The 24,494-nt window shown below is 67.3% G+C and carries 27 protein-coding genes and 1 tRNA gene; 12 read left to right on the plus strand and 16 right to left on the minus strand.

The window, feature by feature from the left end; all coding sequences use genetic code 11:
- Positions 1-17: 17 nt before the first annotated feature.
- Both ACO2SS_RS00665 and ACO2SS_RS00670 read right to left on the minus strand, forming a co-directional pair.
- Complete coding sequence (locus ACO2SS_RS00665) at positions 18-422, minus strand: hypothetical protein (protein ID WP_423275635.1); 405 nt, start codon at positions 420-422, stop codon at positions 18-20.
- A gap of 235 nt (positions 423-657) precedes the next feature.
- Positions 658-1,083, minus strand: coding sequence for a MerR family transcriptional regulator (locus ACO2SS_RS00670; protein ID WP_423275636.1), 426 nt, complete (start codon positions 1,081-1,083; stop codon positions 658-660).
- Between the two features lie 64 nt (positions 1,084-1,147).
- Here ACO2SS_RS00670 and ACO2SS_RS00675 point away from each other — a divergent pair, with 64 nt between their 5' ends.
- A complete protein-coding gene (locus ACO2SS_RS00675) occupies positions 1,148-1,876 on the plus strand; it encodes a cation transporter (RefSeq protein ID WP_423275637.1) in 729 nt (242 codons plus the stop codon).
- Between the two features lie 318 nt (positions 1,877-2,194).
- On the opposite strand, the gene ACO2SS_RS00680 is transcribed toward ACO2SS_RS00675, so the two are convergent.
- Positions 2,195-2,279: transfer RNA gene (locus tag ACO2SS_RS00680), tRNA-Leu, on the minus strand.
- Positions 2,280-2,463: 184 nt separating this feature from the next.
- Between ACO2SS_RS00680 and ACO2SS_RS00685 the strand changes: the two genes are divergently transcribed.
- Positions 2,464-2,706 carry a hypothetical protein gene (locus ACO2SS_RS00685; protein WP_423275638.1) on the plus strand — a complete coding sequence of 81 codons (243 nt, stop codon included), beginning with the start codon at positions 2,464-2,466 and terminating at the stop codon, positions 2,704-2,706.
- A 73-nt stretch (positions 2,707-2,779) separates the two neighbouring features.
- On the opposite strand, the gene ACO2SS_RS00690 is transcribed toward ACO2SS_RS00685, so the two are convergent.
- Genes ACO2SS_RS00690 through ACO2SS_RS00700 form a run of 3 tightly spaced genes read right to left on the minus strand, consistent with a single transcriptional unit; the run spans position 2,780 to position 4,219 of the window.
- The gene (locus tag ACO2SS_RS00690) at positions 2,780-3,157 is read right to left on the minus strand and encodes a YkvA family protein (RefSeq protein ID WP_423275639.1); all 378 of its coding nucleotides are present in this window, start codon (positions 3,155-3,157) and stop codon (positions 2,780-2,782) included.
- 25 nt (positions 3,158-3,182) lie between these two features.
- Positions 3,183-3,374 (minus strand): DUF6494 family protein, encoded by a 192-nt coding sequence (locus ACO2SS_RS00695; RefSeq protein WP_423276206.1) that lies wholly within the window; start codon positions 3,372-3,374, stop codon positions 3,183-3,185.
- Positions 3,374-4,219 (minus strand): AAA family ATPase, encoded by an 846-nt coding sequence (locus ACO2SS_RS00700; protein ID WP_423275640.1) that lies wholly within the window; start codon positions 4,217-4,219, stop codon positions 3,374-3,376. Before ACO2SS_RS00700 ends, ACO2SS_RS00695 begins: the two co-directional genes overlap by 1 nt.
- A gap of 152 nt (positions 4,220-4,371) precedes the next feature.
- Here ACO2SS_RS00700 and ACO2SS_RS00705 point away from each other — a divergent pair, with 152 nt between their 5' ends.
- From ACO2SS_RS00705 to ACO2SS_RS00725, 5 genes are all read left to right on the plus strand, one after another.
- The gene (locus ACO2SS_RS00705; RefSeq protein ID WP_423275641.1) at positions 4,372-4,902 is read left to right on the plus strand and encodes a hypothetical protein; all 531 of its coding nucleotides are present in this window, start codon (positions 4,372-4,374) and stop codon (positions 4,900-4,902) included.
- 139 nt (positions 4,903-5,041) lie between these two features.
- Positions 5,042-6,130, plus strand: coding sequence for a mandelate racemase/muconate lactonizing enzyme family protein (locus ACO2SS_RS00710; protein ID WP_423275642.1), 1,089 nt, complete (start codon positions 5,042-5,044; stop codon positions 6,128-6,130).
- Positions 6,131-6,237: 107 nt separating this feature from the next.
- A complete protein-coding gene (locus tag ACO2SS_RS00715) occupies positions 6,238-7,611 on the plus strand; it encodes an ABC transporter substrate-binding protein (protein WP_423275643.1) in 1,374 nt (457 codons plus the stop codon).
- Between the two features lie 101 nt (positions 7,612-7,712).
- Positions 7,713-8,594, plus strand: coding sequence for a carbohydrate ABC transporter permease (locus ACO2SS_RS00720; RefSeq protein WP_423275644.1), 882 nt, complete (start codon positions 7,713-7,715; stop codon positions 8,592-8,594).
- Positions 8,591-9,505 (plus strand): carbohydrate ABC transporter permease, encoded by a 915-nt coding sequence (locus tag ACO2SS_RS00725; protein ID WP_423275645.1) that lies wholly within the window; start codon positions 8,591-8,593, stop codon positions 9,503-9,505. Before ACO2SS_RS00720 ends, ACO2SS_RS00725 begins: the two co-directional genes overlap by 4 nt.
- Before the next feature lie 37 nt (positions 9,506-9,542).
- On the opposite strand, the gene ACO2SS_RS00730 is transcribed toward ACO2SS_RS00725, so the two are convergent.
- From ACO2SS_RS00730 to ACO2SS_RS00765, 8 genes are all read right to left on the minus strand, one after another.
- Entirely contained in the window at positions 9,543-10,505 is a 963-nt protein-coding gene (locus ACO2SS_RS00730; protein ID WP_423275646.1) for an alpha/beta hydrolase, read from the minus strand.
- A gap of 351 nt (positions 10,506-10,856) precedes the next feature.
- Entirely contained in the window at positions 10,857-11,723 is an 867-nt protein-coding gene (locus ACO2SS_RS00735; RefSeq protein WP_423275647.1) for a fumarylacetoacetate hydrolase family protein, read from the minus strand.
- 82 nt (positions 11,724-11,805) lie between these two features.
- A complete protein-coding gene (locus ACO2SS_RS00740; RefSeq protein ID WP_423275648.1) occupies positions 11,806-12,837 on the minus strand; it encodes a uroporphyrinogen decarboxylase family protein in 1,032 nt (343 codons plus the stop codon).
- A gap of 25 nt (positions 12,838-12,862) precedes the next feature.
- A complete protein-coding gene (locus ACO2SS_RS00745; protein ID WP_423275649.1) occupies positions 12,863-13,528 on the minus strand; it encodes a polysaccharide deacetylase family protein in 666 nt (221 codons plus the stop codon).
- A 1-nt stretch (position 13,529) separates the two neighbouring features.
- Positions 13,530-14,348, minus strand: coding sequence for an ABC transporter permease (locus tag ACO2SS_RS00750; protein ID WP_423275650.1), 819 nt, complete (start codon positions 14,346-14,348; stop codon positions 13,530-13,532).
- 10 nt (positions 14,349-14,358) lie between these two features.
- Positions 14,359-15,159 (minus strand): ABC transporter ATP-binding protein, encoded by an 801-nt coding sequence (locus tag ACO2SS_RS00755; RefSeq protein ID WP_423275651.1) that lies wholly within the window; start codon positions 15,157-15,159, stop codon positions 14,359-14,361.
- The gene (locus ACO2SS_RS00760) at positions 15,138-15,899 is read right to left on the minus strand and encodes an ABC transporter permease (RefSeq protein WP_423275652.1); all 762 of its coding nucleotides are present in this window, start codon (positions 15,897-15,899) and stop codon (positions 15,138-15,140) included. Before ACO2SS_RS00760 ends, ACO2SS_RS00755 begins: the two co-directional genes overlap by 22 nt.
- Before the next feature lies 1 nt (position 15,900).
- Positions 15,901-16,881, minus strand: a complete 981-nt coding sequence (locus tag ACO2SS_RS00765) for an ABC transporter substrate-binding protein (protein WP_423275653.1) — start codon at positions 16,879-16,881, stop codon at positions 15,901-15,903.
- 194 nt (positions 16,882-17,075) lie between these two features.
- Here ACO2SS_RS00765 and ACO2SS_RS00770 point away from each other — a divergent pair, with 194 nt between their 5' ends.
- Genes ACO2SS_RS00770 through ACO2SS_RS00785 form a run of 4 tightly spaced genes read left to right on the plus strand, consistent with a single transcriptional unit; the run spans position 17,076 to position 21,148 of the window.
- Positions 17,076-18,410: an MmgE/PrpD family protein gene (locus ACO2SS_RS00770; protein ID WP_423275654.1), complete on the plus strand. Its 1,335-nt coding sequence runs from the start codon at positions 17,076-17,078 to the stop codon at positions 18,408-18,410.
- Between the two features lie 41 nt (positions 18,411-18,451).
- Entirely contained in the window at positions 18,452-19,456 is a 1,005-nt protein-coding gene (locus ACO2SS_RS00775) for an ABC transporter substrate-binding protein (RefSeq protein ID WP_423275655.1), read from the plus strand.
- Between the two features lie 5 nt (positions 19,457-19,461).
- A complete protein-coding gene (locus ACO2SS_RS00780; protein WP_423275656.1) occupies positions 19,462-20,280 on the plus strand; it encodes an ABC transporter ATP-binding protein in 819 nt (272 codons plus the stop codon).
- Complete coding sequence (locus tag ACO2SS_RS00785; RefSeq protein WP_423275657.1) at positions 20,273-21,148, plus strand: ABC transporter permease; 876 nt, start codon at positions 20,273-20,275, stop codon at positions 21,146-21,148. Before ACO2SS_RS00780 ends, ACO2SS_RS00785 begins: the two co-directional genes overlap by 8 nt.
- An 86-nt stretch (positions 21,149-21,234) precedes the next feature.
- Here the strand turns inward: ACO2SS_RS00785 and ACO2SS_RS00790 are convergent, their stop codons facing one another.
- A complete protein-coding gene (locus tag ACO2SS_RS00790; protein WP_423275658.1) occupies positions 21,235-22,581 on the minus strand; it encodes an MmgE/PrpD family protein in 1,347 nt (448 codons plus the stop codon).
- Positions 22,582-22,674: 93 nt separating this feature from the next.
- On the opposite strand from ACO2SS_RS00790, the gene ACO2SS_RS00795 reads away from it, so the two are divergent.
- Positions 22,675-23,403: an SDR family oxidoreductase gene (locus ACO2SS_RS00795; protein ID WP_423275659.1), complete on the plus strand. Its 729-nt coding sequence runs from the start codon at positions 22,675-22,677 to the stop codon at positions 23,401-23,403.
- A 146-nt stretch (positions 23,404-23,549) separates the two neighbouring features.
- On the opposite strand, the gene ACO2SS_RS00800 is transcribed toward ACO2SS_RS00795, so the two are convergent.
- Positions 23,550-24,479, minus strand: a complete 930-nt coding sequence (locus ACO2SS_RS00800) for a cupin-like domain-containing protein (RefSeq protein ID WP_423275660.1) — start codon at positions 24,477-24,479, stop codon at positions 23,550-23,552.
- Positions 24,480-24,494 lie beyond the last annotated feature (15 nt).

Raw genomic sequence — 24,494 nt, forward strand, 5'->3', positions numbered from 1 at the left:
GCCGCCGGCTTATACGTCTACTTCGGGTCGAGATTGAAGCGGGCCTTGCCGACCTCCGCCGCGCCCTTCCTGAGTGTCAGCGAGGCCCGGAACTTGCCCTCTAAAGGAAAGTCGATTTTGGCTGCGAGCTTATTTTCGCCGGCCGGCTTGAGCTCGATCGTCTTTTGCTGGTTCCCCTTGGCCAGCACGATGGCCGTGGCCGCATAGGGCGCCGCCTCGATCTTCTTCTCGTTCTGGTCGACGAGAAACAGGGTCACTTCCGAGCCCTTCACCAAGAGCTCGCCCTCGACTTCCTTGCCGATCTGCTGGATCTGCCCCCCGTTCGGCGCGGCGTGTGAATGGGAGTGCTGGGCGAAGGCTGGCCCGAGGCTGGAGAGAGCGAGCGCGGCTCCGACAAGGCCGGCCTGGATGGTGATCTTCAATGCGAAGCGCTCCCGCGTGGTGGTTCGCAAACCTCTACAATCTCTAGCGGCTAGAGGTGCAAGAGGTTTTTCGGTCATGGTTTCGCTCTGTTTCGCTCAGTCCGTGACCCGGCTGCGCCGGGGGCGCTTTGTGGGGCTGCTGGTCTCGGCTGGGTAAGAAGCCTGCCGCGGCGACCCTGATCACGCCGAGTGTCCCCGGCACTCGTGGCCGGCCTCTGCGATTGGCCTCGCTGCCTCAGTCCGAGGCGAGCCGCCCGTGTTCGTGGCTGCTGTCCGCAAGGGTTTCGATCACTCGGCACTCGCCAACCCGCCCCCGACCGCATCCCTCGATCATGCGGCTCAACTCCTTCTTGAGGGCGGTGAGTTGCCGGATACGGTGCTCGACGGCCGCCATGTGCCGTCTCGCGATCACGTCCACCTCAGCGCAAGGGCGATCAGGATCGGCCGACAGAGCCAGGAGCTCGCGGATGGCGTCGACCTCGAAACCGAGCTCGCGGGCGTGCCGGATGAAGTTGAGCCGGGCGACATGGCTTTCATCGTACCTCCGCTGCTTGCCCTCGCTTCGCGGCGCCGGCGGCATCAAGCCGACGCCCTCGTAGTAGCGGATCGTCGGGACCTTCACCCCGGCCCGGCGGGAGAGCTCGCCTATCGCGATGTCCATGGGGCTTGCACCTCTAGTCGCTAGAGGTCGTAGACGCGTTTCCTGCAACGGAAAAGGCTCCTTCATGGCTGACGATTGCTGCGCCCCCGCACACGCCTGCTGTGCTCCTCCGGCGCTCGAACTGCCTCGCGGCCGCGAGCATTCGGCCGCCTGCGGGTGCTCAGGGGGCGTGCCGGTCTTCGACGGGGTGGACCCGCGCTACAAGCGGGTCCTCTGGACCGTCATCGGCATCAACGCTGCGATGTTCCTGACCGAGATGACGGCAGGCCAGGTCGCGGGGTCCCAGGCGCTCAAGGCCGATGCGCTGGATTTTCTGGGCGACACCGTCACCTATGGCCTGAGCCTCGCGGTAATCGGGACCAGCCTGCGGGTGCGGGCAAGCGCGGCCCTGCTCAAGGGCCTTTCGCTCAGCGCGATGGCGATCTGGGTGTTCGGCTCGACCGTCTACCAGACCCTCATCCTCGGCGTACCTGCGGCCGAGGTCATGGGCGTCATCGGCTTCCTGGCGCTCGCCGCAAACCTGCTGTCGGTGTTCCTGCTCCGACACTACAAAGACGGCGACGCAAACGTGAGGTCCGTCTGGCTGTGCTCGCGCAACGACGCGATCGGCAATGTAGCCGTCATGGCGGCGGCCCTGGGCGTCTGGGGCACCTCAACGGCCTGGCCGGACCTCGTCGTCGCCGCGGTGATGGCGGGCATCTTCCTGTCGTCGTCGATGCAGATCCTTCGGCAGGCCTGGGCAGAGCGGCAGGAGGGCAATCGCTCCGAACACGCCGGCCACGCGCGGACCTGACGGACGGCGCGAGCCCCGGCGCGACGGAGGACCGCCTCGCGCACGTCCTTGTGCCGAGACACGCCCGCGCTGTCCAAACCTCGGTCGAGGGAAACGGGTCAGTCCCCGCCGCCCGCCGCGAACGACAGCCTCGGCCCGCCACTTGTGCTGAATGTCGGCCGGATCGGCGGCCACGGCAGTACCACGCGCCCGTGTCACGGGAGTTCGGCGGCTGCGCCATGGAGTATGTTGGTGTGGGCCCCTCTTACGGATCAGGGCGAGAGGCGCAGCCCTTACAAATCCCGCTTATCGTTGCGGCTCAACCACTTAGAGAGTGGTTGGTGCCCAGGAGAGGACTCGAACCTCCACGGCTTGCACCACTGGTACCTGAAACCAGCGCGTCTACCAATTCCGCCACCTGGGCTTGCCGCCGAAGCGACTTGGTCCGTTTACGGGCCGAGGTGGCGGGCGTCAATGGGCCATCGAGCGCTGCACAACGCGATCTTCAGGGTTCGAGGACGCCGGCGTGCAAAGCCGAGGCAGTGCTGGAACGTTCCGTTTCGAACGGGCGTTGCAGGGCCGTGTACATTCAACCCCGGAGAGATCCGATGAAAGCGGTGACCCTTGCTCTGGCGGCGGCCCTGATCGGCTCGGCTGCCCATGCCCAGACCACGACGATCGTTCGCGAGAAGCCTGCTGACGAGACAACCGTCATCAAGCGGGAGACGATGGGCGGGACCGTCGTGAAGAAGAAGGTCGAGTCGACCGGAAGCGTCGGCTGCGAGACGAAATCCGTGACCCGGACCAATGACATGGGCGACACGGTCAAGAAGACCAAGACGGATTGCTGAGATCCGTGCGAGAGGCCCGGCATTGTCCGGGCCTCTTTTTTGTTTGGAGTCAATGCAGCGAGGCAGCTCGCTCTCACGCCGCCTGCCGGGGCCAGAATAGCCAGGCCAGCGCGGCCGCTGCCCCGATCCATCCCAGAATGACCAGCGCGATGCCCAACCGGCTCGCGGGGCGCTCGCGGCGAGCGGCCTCCGCCCGGAACTCACGCATCAACTCGTCGGGAATGAGCCTGATCGCGAGGAGGATGCCGAGCGGGACGAGGATGAGGTCGTCCAGGTAGCCGAGGACCGGAATGAAGTCCGGGATCAGGTCGATCGGGCTTAGCGCATAGGCGGCCACCAGGCCCGCGACGGCCTTTGCATGCCAGGGAACACGCGGGTCACGTGCGGCGAGCCAGAGTGCCACGACATCGCGCCTGATGGCTCGCGCCCAGCGCTTCAGGCGCGAGCGCACGGCGCGCTTGCCCCCGAGATGGCGGCTATTCGAGCTCGATCGTGTCCTCGACGACGTGGTCGAGCGGCACGTCCTCGGAGGTGAGGACCATTTTCACCCGGATGGTCCGGCCGGAAGCGCCGCTCTCGCGCACGGCCTTCTCGATCTCGCGCTGCGAGGTCACGCCGACGTGCTTGAGGAACTTGCGCAGCTCGATGTTGAAGCGATCCTCATCCATCATCGTGCCTCCCGCCGGGCCATGAAGGCCAGCTTCTCAAACAGGCTAACGTCCTGCTCGTTCTTGAGCAGTGCCCCGTGCAGGGGCGGGATGAGCTTGCGCTGGTCGCGCTCCCGCAACTGCTCGGGCCCGATATCCTCGCTCATCAGGAGCTTCAGCCAGTCGAGCAACTCGGAGGTCGAGGGCTTCTTCTTCAGGCCCGGAACCTCGCGCACCTCGAAGAACAGCCGCAGCGCTTCCTCGACGAGGCGCCGCTTGATGCCGGGGTAATGGACCTCGACGATCTGGGCCATCGTGTCGGCGTCCGGGAAGCGGATGTAGTGGAAGAAGCAGCGGCGCAGAAAGGCGTCCGGCAGCTCCTTTTCGTTGTTCGAGGTGATGACCACGATGGGCCGCTTCGCCGCCCGGACCGTCTCGCCGGTCTCGTAGACGTGAAACTCCATCCGATCGATCTCCAGGAGAAGATCGTTCGGGAACTCGATATCAGCCTTGTCGATCTCGTCGATGAGGAGGACGGGCCGCGTCTCCGACGCGAAGGCCTCCCACAGCTTTCCGCGCCGGATGTAGTTTCGGATGTCGGAGACCCGGGGATCGCCGAGCTGGGAATCGCGCAGCCGCGATACGGCGTCGTACTCGTAGAGGCCCTGCTGCGCCTTTGTGGTGGACTTCACGTGCCAGGTCAGCAGAGGCGCGCCGAGCGCCCGCGCGATCTCCTCGGCCAGCACGGTCTTGCCCGTTCCGGGCTCCCCTTTGACCAGGAGCGGCCGCTCCAGGACGATCGCGGCGTTCACGGCGACGTTGAGATCCTCAGTCGCGACGTAGCTGTCCGTACCCTTGAAGCGCATGCCTGATCCATCTGAGCCGGGGCTGGTCATAGGCAACGCGGAGGAGCCGAACAAGGCTGCAGCAGACTGGGACAATGTTGCACTGCGGGGTGTGAAACCGGCGAGGAGGGCTCGGTGTTTGCACCGCATTAGTCATTCCAGGACATTGCTCCATGACCCGCTGGCTTCGCGTGCTGGCCCTTGTCGCCGGCCTGATCCCCCTCGGCGCCTTGGCCCAGCAGGAGCATCCGCTCCCCGACGAGAATTCCCCGACCGGGGCCCTGCAGTATGACGCGCCCGTCGCCGCCCAGACGCCCGACAAGCCGCTGATCCCGAGCTTCCAGCGGAAGCCCAACCGCGCTGGCGGGCCGGCCAACGAGCTCAACACGGGCGATTACCGGGCTCGCGAGCAGCTCCCGGGCGGGGACATCGCGGCGGCGGTAACCGGTGCGGACCTGTTCCACGGCAATTTCTGCGGCCGCGGGAATCGGGGGGACGAACTCGTCTCGACCGACCCTCTGGACGAGGTGTGCAAGCGGCACGACGCGTGCTTCGACCGGACGAACCGGTCCTGCGGCTGCAACGAGGAGCTCAGGCAGGAAGCCTACCGCGTCTCCGAGCTGAAGACTGTCTCGCGAGAGCTGCGGGCGAGGGCCGCGAGCATCGTGCAGGCCGCCCCCGCCATCCCCTGCCGCGCTCCTTGACAGACGCAGCACCCGCGAGGCTTCGCCCTCCCGAACCGGGAACTCGGATCGGGGAATTGGAACGTCGACCCCGACCTCCCGGCGAGTGACAGCTCGGCCTGGCTCGTGCCAGGATCCCGGAAAATACCCCGGGGATGAAATGCCTGAGCTGACCTCGATCGAGCCTGGATTCTATCGCATCCCGCTTCCGGAGGTCCTGACGGACTCCACCCACGGCGAGATGAAGGCCTTCGAGCTGAACACAGTCCGGGTCCGGGACGCGGACGGTGCCGAGGGCGTGGGCTACACTTTCACGGTCGGACGCAACGGCGGCGCGATCGACGCCGTGCTCCGGCGCGAGATCGTGGAGCTGGCGCTCGGCGAGGACGCCGACGCGATCGAGCGGCTCTGGCACAAGATCTGGTGGGCGACCCATTACGGCGGCCGGGGCGGGCCGACCGTGCTGGCCCTCTCGGCCTTCGACACCGCTCTGTGGGACCTGAAGGCACGGCGCGCCGGCCTGCCGCTCTGGAAGCTGCTCGGCGGTTTCGACCCCAAGGTTCCCGTCTATGCCGGCGGCATCGACCTCGACCTGCCGCTCGATGCTCTGCTGCGGCAGACGGATGGCAACCTCGCCAAGGGGTTTCGCGCCATCAAGATGAAGGTCGGCCGCAAGCACCTGCACGAGGACGTCGAGCGGGTTGCGGCGATGCGGGAGCATCTCGGCCGCGGCTTTCCGCTCATGGCCGACGCCAACATGAAGTGGACGATCGACGAGGCGATCCGCGCGGCGCGGGCCTTGCAGCCGCACGAGCTCGTCTGGCTCGAGGAGCCGACCATCCCGGATGACCCGGCAGGGCATGCCCGGGTCCTACGGGAGGGCGGGGTGCCTATCGCGGCCGGCGAGAACCTGCGGACCTTGTGGGAGTTCCGCAGCTACGTGGGCGCGGGTGCGGTCAGCTTCCCCGAGCCGGACGTGACCAATTGCGGCGGCGTCACGCCCTTCATGAAGATCGCGCACCTGGCGGAGGCCTTCAACCTGCCGGTCACCAGCCACGGCGCGCACGACGTCACGGTCCATCTCCTCGCAGCCTGCCCGAATCGCTCGTATCTCGAGGCGCACGGCTTCGGGCTCGACCGCTACATCGCCGAGCCGCTGGCGATCCGGGACGGGTTTGCGCTCGCTCCCGATCGACCTGGGCATGGTATCGCGTTCGACTGGGCGGCTCTGGACAAGATCAGGAGCTGAATCGACGGCCCCGGCAGCCGGCCTTCGTCGCATTGCGCTCGCCCTGCATCCCGTGCTGAACTCTGCCTAATCGCCCGATCAACGAGGCGATCCAAGGGAGGACTTCGATGAGGCTAGGGATTGTCCGGGCATTGTCGCTCGGCTTGGCGGTTTCCACTGCGCTGCCGGCTCTCGCGCAGGAGAAGCTGACCGTTTGGTTCAGCAAGGGCTTCTACCGGTCCGAGGACGAGTCGCTCTGGGCCACCATCAAGAAGTTCGAGGACAAGACCGGCATCAAGGTCGAACTGTCGCAATACGCCATCCAGGACATGATCCCGAAGACGGTGGCTGCGCTCGATTCCGGCTCGCCGCCGGATGTCGGCTATGCCGACACCTACAACAACCAGGCCGCCGGCAAATGGGCCTTCGAGGGCAAGCTCGAGGACCTCACCGACATCCTCCAGCCGATGATGTCGCGGTTCGCGCCGCAGACCGTCGAGCACATGCACCTCTACAACGACCAGGCGAAGAAGAAGGGCTATTACGGCTTCCCGATGAAGCGGCAGACGCTGCACACGGAAATCTGGGGCGACATGCTCGAGAAGGCCGGGTTCAAGCAGAGCGACATCCCGACGAACTGGGCCGAGTACTGGTCCTTCTGGTGCGACAAGGTCCAGCCGGCCTACCGCAAGGCCTCGGGCTCCCGCGTCTACGGGATCGGCGCGCCGATGGGCGTGGAATCCACCGACAGCTTCCAGTCGTTCTACGCCTTCATGGACGCCTACGACGTGAAGCTCGTCGACAACGACGGGAAGCTCCTCGTCGACGACCCGAAGGTCCGCGAGGGCCTCGTCAAGGCCCTGAAGGACTACACGGACCCCTATGTGAAGGGCTGCGTGCCTCCCTCCGCGACGACGTGGAAAGACCCCGACAACAACGTCGCCTTTCATAACAAGACGACGGTGATGACGCACAACTTCACCATCTCGATCGCCGCGAAGTGGTACGAGGACAGCGTCAATCCGAGCGCGACGCCGGAGCAGCGGGAAGCCGCCAAGAAGGCGTACGAGGAGACGATCATCACGGCGCCGTTCCCGAACCGGCCGGACGGAAAGCCCATGACCTACAGGGCGGATGTCAAGCACGGGGTCGTGTTCTCGGGCGCCAAGAACAAGGCGGCCGCGAAGGAATTCGTGAAGTTCATCATGGAGGAGGAAAACCTCCGGCCCTACATCGAAGGCGCGCTGGGCCGCTGGTTCCCCGTCACGAAGGACAGCATCGAGAGCCCGTTCTGGCAGGCCGACAAGCACCGCAAGGCGGTCTACAACCAGTTCAAGTCGGGCACGGACTCGTTCGACTACGTGAAGAACTACAAGTTCACGCAGCTGAACAATGAGAACGTCTTTGCCAAGGCGATGAACCGGGTGGTCAGCGAGAAGGTCCCGGTCGAGAAGGCGGCGGACGAGATGCTCGCCCGCATCAAGCAGGTCGCGGGGCAGTAGGGCCCGCAAGAGGCCCAGCCTCGTACCGGCAAGCCGGTATCCGCCGACACCCTGGGCCCCGGCTCTAGCCGGGGCGAGCGGGACAGAGGGAGAAATGCCGAATGTCGGCTACGCTCGCCACGACGGTCGATCGCGCTGAACCGGCTCTCCCGCGCCGGCCCTTCCGCCTGACCCCCTGGCAGACCTGGGGCGCGATCCTGATCGCGCCCTACCTGCTCGTGTTCCTGTTCTTCGTCGTCTACCCGGTCGGCTACGGGCTCTGGCTCGCCCGGCATCCCTCGAGCTACGTCCACCTCGCGGCCGACCCGATCTTCGCCGGCACCGTCGTCAACACGCTCATCTTCCTGATCGTCGGGATCAACGTGAAGATGGCAATCGCGCTCTTCCTGTCGGGCTTTTTCACCTACGAGCGGTGGTGGATCCGCTTCCTGGCAGTCCTCTTCATCCTGCCCTGGGCCGTGCCGTCGATCCCGACGATCCTGTCCGTCCGCTTCATGCTCAACCCCGAATGGGGGATCGTGAACCAGACCATCTTCTCCCTTACGGCAGAAGACGGCCCGAACTGGCTGAACGATCCCCGGCTCGGGCTCACGCTCGCGATTGCCGTCCATATCTGGAAGTCGCTGCCGTTCTGGACGCTGATCCTTCTCGCCGGCCGCCTCTCGATCTCGTCCGACCTCTATGAAGCCGCATCGGTCGACGGCGCGACGGGATGGCAGAAATTCCGGCACGTCACCTGGCCGTCCATGCAGACGCTCTACGTGACCTGCACGATCCTCTCGATGATCTGGACGCTGGGTGATTTCAACAGCGTCTATCTGCTCACGGGCGGCGGGCCGGCCGATCTCACGCATGTGCTGGCGACACTCGGCATCCGCTACTTGAGGCTCGATCAGGTGGACCTCTCGATGGCGGCGGTGGTGTGCGCGATGCCCTTCGTCCTGCCGCTCGTCTATGTGCTGATGCGGAGGCTCTCGAAATGAGCGCGGGTATCGCAGGCGCGCCGGCTGCGACAGCCCAGGCGCTCAGGGCGTCGCCGCGGCGCCGTCCCGAATGGCTGCGGGCGGCCGGCACCGAGGCGAAGCTTCTTCTCGTCGGGATCCCAGTCCTTCTGTGGACGCTGGTCCCGATCTACCACCTGGTCCTGTTTGCGATCTCCCCAAAGGAGGCGGCCTTCTCGGGGGCGCTCTTCCCGACGAACCCCACATTGAGGAACTTCGAGATCGTCTTCGGCCAGCGGCACTATTTCCTGTCGCACTTCTGGGCCCAGCTCTGGAACTCTGTCCTTATCGCCTTCGCGACGGGCGCCCTGACGCTGCTAATCGCCACGGCGGCGGCCTTCTCGATCAGCCGCCTGAAGGTGAAGGGAGGGCGGACGGTGATGAACCTCGCCCTGTTCACCTACTTCATCCCGGCCGCCTTCCTGGCCGTGCCGATGTACAAGACCATGGGCGCCTACGGCCTCCTGAACACGAAGTGGGCGCTCATTCTGGCCATGGTGACCATCGCGAGCCCCTACGCGATCTGGGTGCTGAAGCAGGCTTCCGACAAGCTGCCGCTGGAACTCGACGAGGCGGCCATTATGGACGGCGCCTCTCCGCTGCAGCTCTTCCGGCTCGTCTACCTGCCCCTGATGGCGCCTTCGCTGGTGGCGATCGGGATCTACGCCCTGCTGCTCGCCTGGAACGAGTATCTCTTCGCCTTCCTGCTCCTGTCGGGAGACAGCGACCTCACGCTGCCGGTGGCCCTCGGCAACTTCCTGGCGGCGGATGACTCGCCGTGGGAACTCCTGATGACGACGGGGCTGATCTACGCGCTGCCGCCCGCCGCGATCTACTACGCGTTCAGGCGCTACATGGTCGGCGGGCTGACTGCCGGGGCCGTGAAGAGCTGAGCCGACGCGCTGCCAGGGGCGGCCGTTCCATTATCTCCTACGGCGTCCCGGACGCGACGCCCGAACCGAACGCAAAGGCGACACCGTCGTTGAGCGCCTCTGGCAGCACCGTGACGTGCGTGCGCCCCGGGATGAGGCGAAACCCGCATTCGATGCCGGGAATCCTGCCGAGCCGGGCGGCCATGTCGCGGGCCCGCGATACGGTCTGCGCCACCGCCAGGCGCGCCCGGAGGGTGTCACGATCCGGCGCATTCGCCTGGAACGGCGCGAGGTCCGCTTCGTATTCGCCTGCGGATAGGAGCACCCGGGCGGAGGCGGCGCGCGCCCGCTCAAGCCGCTCGATGCTGGGGAGAATCGCGAGATCCTCCCAGAAGATCGATGGGCTGGCCGCGATCCAGTGGGAGAAGGCGGACGGATCCTGGGCCAGCGCATAGAGGACGAAGAGCCCGCCGAAGGAATGTCCAAACAGCGCCTGCCTCCCTCGGTCGATCGGACAGCGGCGAGCCACGGCCGGCTTGAGCGTGGTCTCGATGAAGCGCAGGAACGCGTCCGCGCCGCCCGTCCGCATCGACTGACCGCCCGGCATCCGCGGCGGGTACGTTCTCCCGGGCGGCGGCGTGTAGTCCCACCAGCGCTGGGCGCTATAGGCGTGGGTCGTCCGGTACCCGATCCCGACCACCGCGAACCGGGACCGCAGGCCGCTATCCCCGAGCGAGGGTCCCTGGACGCGCTCCATGTCGATGGCCGTCGCGGTCAGCGCGTTGCCGTCGAGCACGTAAAGGACGGGCCAGCCGGCAGCAGGCGCCTCGCCGGGCGGCACGTAGAGCACAACGCGCCACGGGTCGCGGCCCTCTTCGCCGCCAAGCTCGAACTGCACGGCATCCTGGATCGTGGCGGGAGCATCCTGCGGCGCGGCGCCGAAGGCCGGCACGGAGGCGGCGGCCGCGCCCGCGAGCGTTCCGAGAAGCGCGGTCCGCCGGGACAAGGAGGAGGTTGGCATTTGCAGGGCGGCTCGCTGTCGACGGCCGATCTCGGCTCGCCAGGACTGGCCCGCATCACGTCGATGCGAGTACGCCCGACGACGTTCGGACCTGGCGCCTCATTGTTCGAGTAACAGGCCGCGTCAAGCTAAGAATTCAGATTAGAATTGTATCAGATAAAGCTTTTCGGCGCCGCGTTGGGTGACGGCGCTATTTTGGATGGCTGGAGAAATCTGTCTCGAGGTCGGGTTCAGGCGGGCTCTATCGATCGGCTCGGCAGCCCATTACTAAGCGAGATTACGTCGTGGGGCAGGGCGGTTGCCTAGCTCCACAACGGATTGGATCGATCGCCCGGCGCCCTGGGGGTGGGGCTATTCCTCGTCCCGCACGGTGTTCCGCAGGGTGCCGACCTTTTCGATCGCGACCTCCACGGTGTCGCCGGGCTTCATGAACACAGGCGGCTTCCGGGCATAGCCGACGCCGGAGGGCGTCCCGGTCAGGATCACGTCGCCCGGCTCCAGCGTCATCGCCTCGGTGAGGATCGCGACGACCTTCGCCACGGGGAAGATGAAGTCGTGCGTGTTGCCGTCCTGCATGACCTCCCCGTTGAGGGTGGTGGTCAGGCGCAGCCCGTCGGCACCGTCCGGCAGCTCATCCGGGGTGACGAGATCCGGGCCGAAGCCTCCCGTCCCGTCGAAGTTCTTGCCCATGGTCCATTGCGTGGCCTTGCGCTGGTAGTCGCGGATCGAGCCCTCGTTGAAGATCGAATAGCCCGCGATGATGCCGTAGGCGTCGGCCTGGCTGATATGCCGTGCCTTGCGGCCGACCACGAAAACGAGCTCACCCTCGTAGTCGAACTTGTTCGAGCAGCGCGGCCGCACGAGCGGCTCGCCATGCGCGACGAGCGAGTTCGCGCCGCGCATGAACACGTCCGGGAAGTCGAGCGGTTCGGCGCCGCCCTCGCGGGCATGAGCCGCGTAGTTGCGGCCGATGCAGATGATCTTACCCGGGCGTTCGATCAGCGGCCGGTAGCGCAGCGAGGCCTCGTCGAGCCGGGCCGAGGCGGTGGCGCCCTCGGCCGCCTTCCTGGCGCGGGCCATCAGGTCCGGCCCCCCGGCTACGAGCGGACCGACCCCATCGGGGAGCGAGGGGTCGATCCTGCGGAGATCGTAGAGGCCATCGTCCCGCCTCGCGGCGAGCGTGTCGCCCGAGGGCGTGCGAACGGAGGAGAAGCGCATCTTATTGTTCCTGGATGAGGCGAGGCGAGGCGCCCGCCGAAGCCTCGGGGTCGGGCCTCGGCGGGCGGATATAGCTCGCGAGTTATTGCAGCTCGCGGCGGACGATGGCAGCCCCGTCGGCGAGGGCCTTCAGCTTCCCGAAGGCGGCCTCGCGGGACAGGTACTTCATTCCGCAATCCGGCGCCGGGATGAGCTTGTCCGGGGCGACGTATTTCAGACCGGCGCGGATGCGCTCGGCCACGGTCTCGGGCGTCTCGACGGCCTTGTCGCCGAGGCTGAGCACGCCGAGCAGGATGGACTTGCCGGCGAGATCCTTCAGGACGCCGAGATCGATCTTCGGCTGCGCCGCCTCGATCGAGATCTGGTCGGCGGTGCAATCCGCGAGCTGCGGCAGGAAGGAGTAGCCGGAGGGCTTCTCGTGCACCATGGCCGCGTAGCCGAAGCAGAGATGCACGATTGTCGGCCCCTCGACGCCCTCGAGCGCGCGGTTGATCGCCTTCACGCCGTAGCGGTAGGCGCCCTCGGGCCGGCCCTGCAGCCAGGGCTCGTCGAGCTGGATCACGTCCGCGCCGGCGCGCTTGAGGTCCTTGAGCTCCTCGTTGACGACGGCCGCGAAGGCCATCGCCATCTCCTCGTCGTCGGCATAGAACTCGTTCTTCGCCTGCTGCGCCATCGTGTAGGGGCCGGGCAGGGTGATCTTGGCGCCGCGGTCGGTGTTGCGGCGCAGGAACTCGATGTCCCGCACCTCGACGGCGCCGCGGCGCCGGATCGGCCCGACGACGCGCGGCACGATCGTCGGCTGGCCCGTACGCCCGATCACCTCGCCCGGATTGTCGTTGTCGACGCCGTCTAGGGCGGTGGCGAAGCGGTTCGAGTAGCTTTCGCGGCGCATCTCACCGTCGGTGATGATGTCGATGCCCGCGCGCTCCATGTCGCGGATCGCGAGCAGCGTCGCGTCGTCCTGCGCCTGCTCGAGGAAGGGCTCCGGCACCCGCCACACGTCCCTGGCGCGCACGCGCGGCACCATCTTGGAGCCCAGAAGCTCGCGGTCGACGAGCCAATCGGGCTGCGGGTAGCTGCCGACGACGGTGGTCGGCAGGAGGGTGTTCGTCATCCGTGTGCTCCCGGGATTGGTTGTGTCAGGCGGAGAGTTCGGCGAGCCCGGCCGAGACGTAGTCGTCGAGCGGACGCATGATCCGCCCCCGGCGGATTGGCATCAGGTCCGGCGGGATTTCCTGGCGGAACGTCACGCCCCGCGCCGCCATCGCGTCGAGGAAGCGCGGGAGATGCGCCATTGCGCCCGTCGGCAGGTCGTGCAGGACGATCAGTGTCCAGTCCTGGCGGGCGCTGAGGTCGAGCGCCCGCTCGACCCAGCCCTCCGGCTCCTCCCAGTCCCGCGGGATCGCGTTCCAGAGCACGCAGCTGAAGCCGCCGCCGACGAGGTGGTCGACGGCGGCTTTCGAGAGCAACGCGCGGCTGATGATCCCGCCATTCCCGAAGGGGCGGAACAGCTTGTCCGGGTCGGCGAGCTCGCTGATCAGCTCCTGCGTGCGGGCGATCTCCGCCTCGGCGGCGCCTTCGTTCCGCATCAGCCCCAGAGGGAGAGAATGCGTGAAGGTGTGGTTGCCGATGCGGTGGCCCTCCGCGCGGGCACGCTCGGCCAGGGCCAGGCGAGGCGGGTCGAGGAGCTTCTCTCCGATCACGAAGAAGGTCGAGAGGATCCCACGCTCGCGCAGCACGTCGAGGACGTAGGGTGTCACCTCGGGCTCTGGCCCGTTGTCGAAGGTCAGGGTGAGCGCGGCCATGTCAGGGCGCTACCGAGGCCGGCTGCATCGCGCCGCCCGGCCGCGTGCCGCGCGCGGTCTTCGCTGCTGCGCGCCCGGCCTGGCGCCATGCCGCCGTCCGCCGTTCCGCGAGCTGGACGAGGGCGTCGAACGCGACCGCCAGGATAAGGACGAGGATGATCGCGGCGAAAACGCGTGGGCTGTCGAGGACCGTCCGGTAGCTCGTGATCAGGTAGCCGATCCCGGCCGAGGAGGTCAGCATCTCGGACACGACCACGCCGACGATCACGAGGGCGCCGCCGATCCGAAAGCTCGAGAGCACGGTCGGGATCGCGGCCGGGACGACGACCCGCACGATGCGCTGCGGGAGCGTGGCGCCCATGGACCGCGCCGCGACGAGATAATGCGGATCGATCGTGGCGATTCCGGCGGCCGTGCCCAGCATCGTCGGGAAGAAGCCGTAGATCGAGGCGAAGACGATCTTGGATTCCGAGCCGATCCCAAACCAGGCGGTGAATACCGGATACAGGACCACGAGAGGGACCGCGTAGAAGCCCGAGAACAGCGGCAGGAGCAGGCGCCCGAGCTTCGGCACGCTGCCGACCACAGCCCCGACCAGGATGCCGCCCCCGCAGGCGAAGATCATCGAGACCGCCACCTCGCCGAGCGTCACGAGAAGGTGGGAGGCGTAGGCCCGGGCATCGCCGAAGCCGGCCGCGAGCGTCTGCGTCAGCGGCGGCAGGAAGAGCGGCGCGATCAACCCCGCCCGCGGCAGCACCTCCCACAGCACCACGAGCGCGGCGATGATCAGGTAGCGGGTCTGGGTGGGCGTGAGCTTCATCGGCCGGCGCCTAGGCAGCAGCCCGGATCTGGCGCCAGATCCGGTCCCGGAGGCGGCCGAAGATCTCGCCGCCCAGCATTTCGTAGGTTCGCGGCCGCGGCAGATCGACCTTGATCCGGTCGATGATCCGTCCCGGGCGAGCCGACATCACGATCACCTCGTCGGCCAGGTAGACGGCCTCGGTCAGCGAGTGAGTGACGAAGATCACCGTCTTGCGCGTCTCCGCCCAGATGCGCAGCAGCTCGTCTCCCATCGTCATACGGGTCTGCTCGTCGAGCGCCGCGAAGGGCTCGTCCATGAGGAGCACGGGCGGGTCCTGGACGAGGCCGCGCGCAATGGAGACGCGCTGCTTCATGCCGCCGGACAGCTCGTGCGGGTAGCGCGCCTCGAACCCGGCGAGGCCGACGAGATCCAGCCGCGCGCGAGCCCGCGCCAGACGCTCCGGCTTGGGCAGTGTTCGCTTCAGGGAGAGCGGGAACTCGACGTTCTGCTCGGCCGTGAGCCAGGGATAGAGGCTCGCCTCCTGGAAGACGACGCCGACCCGGTCGGGATCCGGATCGTCGATGGGCCGGCCCGCGATCAGGATGCGCCCTTCCGTCGGATGGCGAAGCCCCGCCATCATCATGAGCAGCGAGGACTTGCCGCAGCCGCTCGGGCCCACGAGCACGACGAAGCGCCCGGCCTCCACCTCGAAGGACACGTCCTCCACGGCCGCGACAGCGCCCTTGGCCGAGCCATAGGTCTGGTTTACGGCATCCACCCGGATCGCCGCGGCCGGGCGCAACTCGGTCACGTTCGCCAATGTTCGCATCGCCTCTCGGCCCAGCGGACCGCCTCATTGAACAGGATCGCTATGAGGGACACGAGCACGACGCCGGCGAAGAGCTGGCGCATCTGGAAGTTCTCGCCCCAGTTCGAGATCGCGTGGCCGAGGCCCTCGCGGGAGGCGTACATCTCGGCCAGCATCACGCCCGTGAAGTTGAAGATCATCGCGATCCGCAGGGCCTCGAGCAGGACGGGCATCATGCTCGGCAGGTAGATGCGGGAGACGATCTGGCCGCGCGTCGCCCCGAAGGAGCGCGCCACCGTGACGTGGTCGGGCTTCACGGATTCCACGGCCGCCGCGGTGCTCATCGCCACGATGAATACGGTCGAGAAGAAGCCGAACCCGACCTTCTGGGCGTAGCCGATGCCGAAGGCCAGGATGAACATCGGCAGGAAAATCGACTTCGGAATCGAAAACAGGAAGAAGATCAGCGGCCGCAGGACCTCGCCCCAGTAGCGGCTCTCCGCGATCAGCAGCCCGATCGCCGCGCCGGCGGGCACGGCCAGCAGGAAGGCGACTGCGACCTCGCTTCCCGTCACAAGAAGATCGCCCCGCAGCTTCGGGCGCTGGAGAAGCTCGGCGAGCGTCGTGAACGCCTCGCTTGCCGAAGGCAGCAGGCGCGGATTGACCGCGCCGGTCCGCGACAGCAGCTCCCAGAGAGCGACGAGGGCCAGGACGATGGCGAGCCGCGCGAGGCTCGCGCGGCGGCCTTCGGTCAGCGCCACTTCAGGCCTTCGTCGGAACGGGCTTGAAGTTCGTGACGAAGATCTCGTCGACGGGCGCCATATCGACCGGCCCCGACAGGCGGGCGAGCTCGAGCGAACGCGCGATCTCGTCTCGCGAGATTCGGCCGTCCGGGAGGAGCTGCATGGTCGTGTGCTGGTATTCCTCCGCGGCTATGTCGGCAGGGATCTCGTTCGTCTCGGCGATCAGCTTGATGGCCGCATCGCGGTTGGACTGGAGGAAGGCAACCCCGCCGAACAGCGCGTTCAGCGTCTTCTGGACGAGCTGCGGCTTCTCCGCGATCAGCTTGTCGGAGGCGATCCAGCCCGAGGTCATGTTCGGCGGAACCTCCTTCGTAAAGTCGATCAGCGAGCGTGCCTCGCCGGACTTCATGAGCTGGAAGCTCAGGGGCGAGTAGAGCACCACCGCATCGACGTTGCCCGACAGGAGGTTCGGCACGAGCCCGCCCCCGCCCAGCGGCACCTTGGTGAAGTTCACCTTCCTGTCGGCCATCGTCCAGATGGCCAGGATGTCCGAGCCCGAACCCGCGGAGGTGATCCCGACTTTCTTGCCCTGGAGGTCGGCCACCTTCTGGATCGGGGACTTCGCCGGCACCATCAGAAACCAGCCGTGGTTCGCAATCGTGCCGCCGGCGACGATCTTCGAGGCGACGCCGCGCTTGCGCCCAGCAGCCACCAGCGACGGCGGATCGAGGATGACGTCGGCCGCCCCGGCCGCGAGGGCCTCGAAGGTCTCGGCCCCGCCCCGATAGATCGTGAGCTCGGCCGCGAGGCCTTCCTTCTCGTAGAGCTTCTGCGCCTTCGCCGCTTCGGCCACGATGGTCGGCCAGTAGGTCTTGGTCGGCAGGCCGATCCGAACCTTCTCAGCCGCGATGGCAGGCCGGCTGACCATGCCGGCCGCAACAAGCGCTGTGCCGCCCGCCAGGAAGCTGCGGCGCCCCAGCCGCCCGTTGATCCAATCCATCCCGTTCCTCCCGTGTTTGGTGCCGCTCTTTCGGCGGCATGGCTCCAGGCTCCGGCGCGTCCGGATCCTCGCTGGCTTCCACTATGCCTGCTTGACAGGCTGCCTGACAATCCGCTTTCTGGCCTCAAGAGATCGGGCCGGGGCAGAGGCGCGGAGCAGACCGCTGCCGGCACCCGACAGGGGAGGGGAATCGGATGGTCCAGACGGCGGCCCTTGTGGATTACATCCTGGCGAGCCGGCTCGAGGCGATCCCCGCCGAGATCCGGCACGAGGGAAAGCGCGCGCTCGTCAACATCGTGGGATGCGCGCTCGGGGGCGCCGACCATCCGGCGATGGACATCGCGATCGCGGCGCTAGGCCCCTATGCGGGCCAGCCGACCTCCGCGGTGATCGGGCGGCGGGAGCGCTTCGATCCGCTCTTCGCGTCACTCCTGAACGGCCTGTCGTCCCACGTCCACGACTATGACGACACGCTGCCGAAGAATTACATCCACGCGTCCTCGCCGGTCGCGTCCGCGCTCCTCGCCTATGCGAGCGTCAACAAGGTGAGCGGGCCGGATTTCCTCCACGCCTTCATCCTTGGCTTCGAGATCATCTCGCGGATCGGGAATGCCACCTACCCGGCGCACTACGAAGCGGGCTGGCACTCGACGGGGTCGATCGGCGTGTTCGGGGCGGCGGTCGCGGTGGGCAAGCTTCTCGGCCTCGACGCCGAGCGCATGACCTGGGCGATCGGCCTTGCGGCGACCCAAGGCGCCGGCATCCGCGAGATGTTCGGGTCGATGGGCAAGGGCTTCCACCCCGGCTCCTCCGCCCAGCGCGGGTATATGGCGGCCCTGCTCGCCGAGAAGGGGTTCACGAGCGGCCGCTATCCCCTCGAGGGACCGCGCGGCTTCGCGGCCGTGACCTCGGCCGAGTACGACCTGAAGAAGCTCACGGTCGATCTCGGCAGCCATTTCGAGCTGTCGGACAACACCTACAAGCCATTCCCTTGCGGGATCGTCGTGCACCCGACGATCGACGCCTGCATCCAGCTCCGGGAGGAGCACGGCTTCGGGGCCGAGGACGTGGAAGCCGTCGAGCTGCGCGTCGCGCCGCTCGTCAAGGATCTCTGCAACAAGAAGGAGATCTCGGTCGGGCTCGAGGGCAAGTTCTCCATCTACCACGCGGCTGCGATCGGCCTCGGGCGCGGCAAGGGCGGCCTTGCCGAGTTCACGGACGAGGCGGTGAACGATCCGGCGCTGAAGCGCATCCGGCTGCTGGCCCAAGCAAATGGCGACCCCTCCGTCCATGAGGACGGGGTCGTCGTGACGGTGCGGCTGAAGGACGGGCGCGAGATCGGCATGCACCTCACCGAGTCGCTCGGCAACCTGAAGCGCCCGCTTTCCGATGCGCAGCTCGAGGCGAAGTTCCGCGACCAGGCGAAGGTGATCACGCCCGCACAGGCGGACGCCGCGATCGCAGCCTGCTGGACTATCGACGAACTGGACGATGCCGCCCGCCTGATCGCACCCTGCATCCCGGGCTGAGCCGCAAGAGCCAACACGGCCCAAGGGGAGGAACCGCACCGATGAAGACCTGGAAGGCCCTGATCGCCGCGCTTGTTCTCGGCGCATTGCCGGCCGGCGTGCGCGCCGAGGTGAGCGAGCTGAAGATCCCGCTCGGCGCCGGCGGCTTCGGCTTCCTGCCTCTCAACATGATGCAGAAGCACGGCCTCATCGAGAAATACGCTGAGGAGGCGGGCCTCAAGGTGAAGGTGAACTGGGCCAATATCGGCGGCCCGGCCGTGATGAACGACGCGCTTCTCTCAGGTTCCGCTCACTTCATTTCCGCGGGGCCGCCCGCCTTCCTGACCCTCTGGGACCGGACGCGCGGGAATATCGGCGTCAAATCGATCGGGGCGATCAGCTCCATGCCGATGAGCCTGAACGCGCGCGTGTCCGACCTGAAGGATCTCGACAGCATCTCGGGCTCGCAGAAGATCGCCGTGACCTCCGTCAAGGTTTCGATCCCGTCGATCATCATGCAGATGTACGCCCTGAAGAAGTACGGAAAGGAGCAGGTCTTCCGCTTCGATCCTTACACGGTGACCATGGCGCATCCCGAGGCGCTGATCACGCTCACCTCGGGCAGCGGAACGATCGTCGGGCACTGGGCCTCCGCGCCCTTCGACCAGCGCGAGCTGAAAAACCCCGCCATCAAGACCATCATGAACTCGGACGACGTGATGGGCGGCTCGACCACCTTCACGATGATGTCCACCACGAGCCGCTTCCAGAGCGAGAACCCAAAGGTCTTCGGTGCGGTGGTGAAGGCGCTGAAGCGTGCCCAGGAGATGATCGCGGAGGACAAGAAGGCGGCGGCGGCCGTGCTGCTCGAGGCGATGGGCGGCAAGGGCTGGAGTGTCGAGGAACTGGTCGAGATCCTGAACGAGCCCGGCACCAAGTACACGATGAAGCCGGAGAACGTGCTGACCTATGCCAATTTCATGCACGAGATCGGCTCGCTGAAGAACAAGGCTGCGGGCCTGAACGACCTCTTCTTCGACAATCCCGACGTCGCGGGCGGCAATTGAGGCCGATGACGCAGAGCCCCGGTCCGGCGATGGCGGAGGCGCCGACCGCAAGGCCGCTCCTCACGGTCGAGGGGCTCACGCTCCAGTACCGGACGCGCGAAAGCCTGGTCACGGCGACCTACCGGGTCAGCTTCGACGTCCTCGCCTCGGACCGCTACGTCATCCTCGGGCCGTCGGGCTGCGGGAAATCCACCCTGCTGAAGGCGGTGGGCGGTTACATCAAGCCGGTCGAGGGCTCGATCCGGCTGAACGGTCGCGACATCACCCGGCCCGGTCCGGACCGCGTGCTCGTGTTCCAGGAATTCGACCAGCTCCTGCCTTGGAAGACGGTCCGCGAGAACGTGCTCTTCGCGCTCACGGCCAGCGGGCGGCTGAAGGGACGCGCGGCGGCCGAGCGGGCGGACGAGTACATCGCCAAGGTCCATCTCTCGAAATTCGCCGACAGCTATCCGCACCAGCTCTCGGGCGGGATGAAGCAGCGCGTCGCGATCGCCCGCGGCATGGCAATGGAGCCCGAGATCCTCCTGATGGACGAGCCCTTCGCTGCCCTCGACGCGCTCACGCGCGGCAAGATGCAGGAAGAACTGCTCCAGCTCTGGGAGGACACGAAGGTGACGCTGCTCTTCGTCACGCACTCGATCCCGGAGGCGGTCCGGATCGGCAATCGCATCCTCCTCCTCTCGCCGCATCCCGGCCGCGTGCGGGCCGAACTCGGCAGCACGGGCGTCGACGCGCTCGGCCCCGACGGGCGGACGCTCTCGGGGCGCATCGAGTCGCTGCTCTTCGAGGAGGCCCCCATTGCGCGGGCGAGCGCCCATGGCTGATGCAGGGTTGGTCGCAGTCACGCGGCCCGACATCGTCAACACGGACCTGCCGGAGGGTTTCGGGGTCGTCGCGAAGCCGCTGAGCCTGTGGGAGCGCCTCGCCGACAACAACGTCGTCCGCAAGGCCGTGCTGCTCGCCCTCATGGCGCTCGGCTGGCAGCTCTATGCGGTCTGGCTCGACAATCCGCTGCTGGTGCCGACCTTTACCGACACCGCGCGGGCCTTCTTCGCGTCCCTGCGCTCCGGGGAGCTGACGAGCGCGACCTTCCACTCGATCGGCTTGCTGCTGCAGGGCTACGTGCTCGGCCTCGTCTTCGCGGCGCTCGCGACCGCGCTCGCCATCACGACCCGGATCGGGGCGGATCTCCTCGAGACGCTGACCTCGATGTTCAATCCGCTGCCGTCCATCGCGCTGCTGCCGCTGGCGATGATCTGGTTCGGCCTGGGGGAGGGCAGCATCATCTTCGTGCTGATCCACGCCGTCCTGTGGTCGGTGGCGCTCAACACCCATTCGGGGTTCAAGTCGGTGAGCCCGACCTGGCGGATGGTCGGCCAGAACTACGGCCTCTCGCAGATTGCCTACGTGACCAAGATCCTCATCCCGGGCGCGCTGCCGAGCATCCTCACGGGCCTGAAGATCGGCTGGGCCTTCGCCTGGCGCACGCTGATCGCCGCGGAGCTGGTCTTCGGCGTCTCGTCGAGCGGCGGTGGGCTCGGCTGGTACATCTTCCAGAACAAGAACCTGCTGGAGATCCCGAACGTCTTCGCCGGGCTCCTGATGGTGATCGTGTTCGGCCTCCTGGTGGACAACCTCGTCTTCCGCACGCTGGAGCGCCGGACGATCCGCCGCTGGGGCATGCAGAGCTGACAGAGGCGGTTCCGCTCCTGCCGGCGAAAGCCGGCTCCCAGCAGTCCCGCTCTGGACCCCGGCTTGCGCCGGGGTGAGCGGGTGAGTTAGGCGCGCACCGCCTCCATGAGGCCCCTGACGTCGGGCAGCTCATCGATTTGCCAGACCAGCGCGGCGATGCGGTCGAAGTCGCAGGCGGTGCCGCCAGAGGCCGCGAGGGTGCGGCCCTTCTCCTCGATCTCGGCATCGCTCATCGGCCGCTCGATGCTGCCGCGCGCGTGCTCCACAGTCCTCGAGAGAGTCCGGCCGTCCCGGACCCGGAGTTCCACGGTCACCGCGCCGGGCGGGAGCGCGGCATCCAGCTCGCCCCGGACCTTCGCGCGGAAGGCCGCGATCTCAGGCTCGTCCACGCATTCCTGCTCGAATTCGCCCACGCCGGCCCGTCCACGGACCAGCGAGACGGCCGCCACGTGGTGCAGGCTCACGCGGGCGTCGCCGGCCGTGCGGACCACCCGGTCGCCGCGCGCGATGAAGAGGGTGTCGCCCCTGACGATCACCTGATCGATGTCGACGGGTTGTAGGCCGTGCTCCCGCGACAGCTCCAGGCAGGCGTCGATCTCGGCATGAAAGACGATGCCGCACGGGTAGGGCTTGATGGCGTTGAGCTGGAGCTCCCAGGTCCGGCCGAGGTCGTTTAGCGCCCTCTCCACGTCCGGGGCATCGCCGCAGGCCCGCGCCCAGCCGAGCCTTCCCTCAAGCGCAGTCGGCGCCGCCTCGTAGCCCTCGCGGGCAAGGTAGGCGGCAAGGATCCCGCCGCGCGCCGCATGGCCCATGCTGGCGTTCTTTCCCGCCGTGGGCAGGTTCTCCACGTTGCCGGCGGCGAGGCTCGACGCGATCCCGAGCGCGTGCGCCGCCTGGGCCGCATCGAGGCCGAGCAGCTTCGCGGCAGCGGCGGCGGCCCCGAACGTCCCGCAGGTGGAAGTAATGTGCCAGCCGCGCGCGTAATGGCCGGGCGACACCATGTTGCCGATGCGGCAGGCGACCTCCGCCCCGAGCACGAAGGCCGCCAGCACCTCCGCCCCGGTCGAGCCCAGTTCCTCCCCGAGCGCGAGCGCGACCGGCGCGACCGGCGAGCTCGGGTGGATGATCGTCGGCAGATGCGTGTCGTCGAAATCCAGGAGGTTCATGGAGATCGCGTTGACGAACGCCGCCTGGGCAGGGCGCAATCGCTCGCTGCGGCCGATCACGGTCGCCTCGCCCGCACCCGAAAGGGTGGCCATGACGCGCACGGCGCGCTCCGCCGCGAGCGACCGTGCCGATCCGAGCGCCGTGCCGAAGACGTTCAGCAGCGAGCGCTTGCCGTGCTGCAGCACCGGCGCCGGAATCGCGCCGGAGCTGGCCCCGAACGCGCCGAGGGCGGCCGACGCGGGCTCCTTTGCCGTGCTCTCCATCATCGTCCCTCCCGAACCCGGAAATATCGGGCTTTGCATCGCAATTGCCTGACAATATGCTTGTCAGAGACAGGTGGAAGCAAGCGGGAGGATGGGATGGCGGATGTTGTTCTGCTCACCGGGGCTGCAGGCGGGATGGGGCGGGCGATCGCCCGCGCCGCGATCGCGAGCGGCCGCCGGGTGGTGCTCGTGGACCGGGACGCAGCCTCGCTCGAGGCGTTTGCGGCCGAACTCGGCGAGGCGGCCTGCACGATCGTGCTCGACATCACCGACCAGGGCCGGGTCGACCGGCTGCCGGAGCTCGTCCCCGAGGCATTCCGGCCTGTCGACGTGCTGATCAACAACGCCGGCCACGACATCGGCGGCCGCACGCGCTTCGACCAGGGCTCGGCCGACGACTGGTCGGCCATCATCGCCACCAACCTCGTCGGCACCATGCGGGTCACTCGCGCGCTGCTGCCGGGCATGGTCGCGCGCGACGCGGGCCACATCGTGAACATCAGCTCCATCAACGCCATCCGAATCATCCCGGACATGGCCGCCTACAGCACCAGCAAGGCGGGCGTGCACATGTTCACCGAGACGATCCGCGGCGAACTCGCCGAGACGGCCATCCGCGTGACGGAGATCCAGCCGGGCCTGACCCGAACCGGCATCATCCGCACCCGCTACCGCGGCGATACGGCCAAGGAGCAGGCCTATTTCGACCAGTTCCGGATGGCGCTCGCGCCGGAGGACGTCGCCCGAACGATCATCTTCGCCCTCGACCAGCCCCCGCATGTCCAGATCGCGGAGATCACGGTGCTGCCGGTCAACCGATACTAGGGCGGGCCGGAGGTTTGGGGGGCTTTCGGATCCGCGGACCCTAGCCCTCCCAGCCGGTGCGCTCCTTCCGTCCCGCGGCTACCTGACGATCTGCTCGCCAGGTGTCGCGTAGGCAAGGGGAGCGCGGTCCGGGGCGGGTCTCGAACTCAGCCTTTGCGGCCGGCGAGGTAGTAGTTGGCGTTTCGCCCGAACAGCGCGCCGCGGAGCAGGTTGCGCAGCCTCTCGCTCCGGCGCAGCGGCTCGAGCGGGGCGCGCAGGGCCGTGTAGGCGGCGGCCTTGATGCCGTCGAGCGCCGGGCTCGTGCCGAGCGGCTTCTGCGGGAAGCCCCATTTCCGCAGGAGGCCGTTCATGAACAGGACCTTGTTGGACCGGCGCACCGCGGCCGACTTCCAGGTCATCGCCATGGAGATCGAATAGCTGTCGCCGGTGCGGACCCAGTGCGGCCAGAGATACGGGACGAAGCAGCCGTCGCCGGCCTTCATCTTGAACACCGTCGCCCTGCTTTCGAACTCGTCGCGATAGGGCAGGTTGCGGTGCATCGAGGGCGTGATCTCGAAGGCCTGTGGCGGCACCACGGAGCTGTCCGTGTTGTCGATCACGTGGAAGAACTTGTCGCCGTGGATCTGGACGAAGAAGTTGTCTTCCGGATCCGAGTGGAAGGGCGTCGTCGCGTTCGGGGAGGAGACGAACACGAAGCCCTCCAGGTTCGTGAAGCCGGCATCCGCCGCGTCCCGGTGGCCCATGTCGCGAGCCACGCCGTCGAGGACCTCCTGAAGAAGGGCCTTGTATTCCGGGAAGCGCTCGACGCGCTTCAGCACCATCCAGGCATTCGCCTCCCGGATGCGGCGCACGACCTCGGTCGGGGGCAGGTCGACGAGCGGGGTCTCCTCGGGCTTCTGATCGATTCCGACCTTGCCGGAATTGTACTCGACGCCGTCCGACGGCATCCGGCCCGCGACCTCGACGAGCTTCTCGAGCGAGAAGAGCGGGTTGTCCGCAAGATGGTGACGAAGGGAAAAGGGCCGATGCGGGAAGGCCGAGCGACCTTCCGCGGCAAGCTCGATAAGGGACGTCATCTGATGCTCCCGTCA

The sequence above is a fragment of the Enterovirga sp. CN4-39 genome (assembly GCF_049446235.1).
Taxonomy (GTDB): domain Bacteria; phylum Pseudomonadota; class Alphaproteobacteria; order Rhizobiales; family Beijerinckiaceae; genus Enterovirga.

Excerpts from the sequence above, each read along its gene's own strand:
- ACO2SS_RS00670 (WP_423275636.1), bottom strand. The coding sequence starts at position 1,083 with ATGGACATCGCGATAGGCGAGCTCTCCCGCCGGGCCGGGGTGAAGGTC.
- ACO2SS_RS00675 (WP_423275637.1), top strand. The coding sequence starts at position 1,148 with ATGGCTGACGATTGCTGCGCCCCCGCACACGCCTGCTGTGCTCCTCCG.
- ACO2SS_RS00685 (WP_423275638.1), top strand. The coding sequence starts at position 2,464 with ATGAAAGCGGTGACCCTTGCTCTGGCGGCGGCCCTGATCGGCTCGGCT.
- ACO2SS_RS00695 (WP_423276206.1), bottom strand. The coding sequence starts at position 3,374 with ATGGATGAGGATCGCTTCAACATCGAGCTGCGCAAGTTCCTCAAGCAC.
- ACO2SS_RS00700 (WP_423275640.1), bottom strand. The coding sequence starts at position 4,219 with ATGCGCTTCAAGGGTACGGACAGCTACGTCGCGACTGAGGATCTCAAC.
- ACO2SS_RS00705 (WP_423275641.1), top strand. The coding sequence starts at position 4,372 with ATGACCCGCTGGCTTCGCGTGCTGGCCCTTGTCGCCGGCCTGATCCCC.
- ACO2SS_RS00710 (WP_423275642.1), top strand. The coding sequence starts at position 5,042 with ATGCCTGAGCTGACCTCGATCGAGCCTGGATTCTATCGCATCCCGCTT.
- ACO2SS_RS00715 (WP_423275643.1), top strand. The coding sequence starts at position 6,238 with ATGAGGCTAGGGATTGTCCGGGCATTGTCGCTCGGCTTGGCGGTTTCC.
- ACO2SS_RS00720 (WP_423275644.1), top strand. The coding sequence starts at position 7,713 with ATGTCGGCTACGCTCGCCACGACGGTCGATCGCGCTGAACCGGCTCTC.
- ACO2SS_RS00725 (WP_423275645.1), top strand. The coding sequence starts at position 8,591 with ATGAGCGCGGGTATCGCAGGCGCGCCGGCTGCGACAGCCCAGGCGCTC.
- ACO2SS_RS00730 (WP_423275646.1), bottom strand. The coding sequence starts at position 10,505 with ATGCCAACCTCCTCCTTGTCCCGGCGGACCGCGCTTCTCGGAACGCTC.
- ACO2SS_RS00735 (WP_423275647.1), bottom strand. The coding sequence starts at position 11,723 with ATGCGCTTCTCCTCCGTTCGCACGCCCTCGGGCGACACGCTCGCCGCG.
- ACO2SS_RS00740 (WP_423275648.1), bottom strand. The coding sequence starts at position 12,837 with ATGACGAACACCCTCCTGCCGACCACCGTCGTCGGCAGCTACCCGCAG.
- ACO2SS_RS00745 (WP_423275649.1), bottom strand. The coding sequence starts at position 13,528 with ATGGCCGCGCTCACCCTGACCTTCGACAACGGGCCAGAGCCCGAGGTG.
- ACO2SS_RS00750 (WP_423275650.1), bottom strand. The coding sequence starts at position 14,348 with ATGAAGCTCACGCCCACCCAGACCCGCTACCTGATCATCGCCGCGCTC.
- ACO2SS_RS00755 (WP_423275651.1), bottom strand. The coding sequence starts at position 15,159 with ATGCGAACATTGGCGAACGTGACCGAGTTGCGCCCGGCCGCGGCGATC.
- ACO2SS_RS00765 (WP_423275653.1), bottom strand. The coding sequence starts at position 16,881 with ATGGATTGGATCAACGGGCGGCTGGGGCGCCGCAGCTTCCTGGCGGGC.
- ACO2SS_RS00770 (WP_423275654.1), top strand. The coding sequence starts at position 17,076 with ATGGTCCAGACGGCGGCCCTTGTGGATTACATCCTGGCGAGCCGGCTC.
- ACO2SS_RS00775 (WP_423275655.1), top strand. The coding sequence starts at position 18,452 with ATGAAGACCTGGAAGGCCCTGATCGCCGCGCTTGTTCTCGGCGCATTG.
- ACO2SS_RS00780 (WP_423275656.1), top strand. The coding sequence starts at position 19,462 with ATGACGCAGAGCCCCGGTCCGGCGATGGCGGAGGCGCCGACCGCAAGG.
- ACO2SS_RS00785 (WP_423275657.1), top strand. The coding sequence starts at position 20,273 with ATGGCTGATGCAGGGTTGGTCGCAGTCACGCGGCCCGACATCGTCAAC.
- ACO2SS_RS00790 (WP_423275658.1), bottom strand. The coding sequence starts at position 22,581 with ATGATGGAGAGCACGGCAAAGGAGCCCGCGTCGGCCGCCCTCGGCGCG.
- ACO2SS_RS00795 (WP_423275659.1), top strand. The coding sequence starts at position 22,675 with ATGGCGGATGTTGTTCTGCTCACCGGGGCTGCAGGCGGGATGGGGCGG.
- ACO2SS_RS00800 (WP_423275660.1), bottom strand. The coding sequence starts at position 24,479 with ATGACGTCCCTTATCGAGCTTGCCGCGGAAGGTCGCTCGGCCTTCCCG.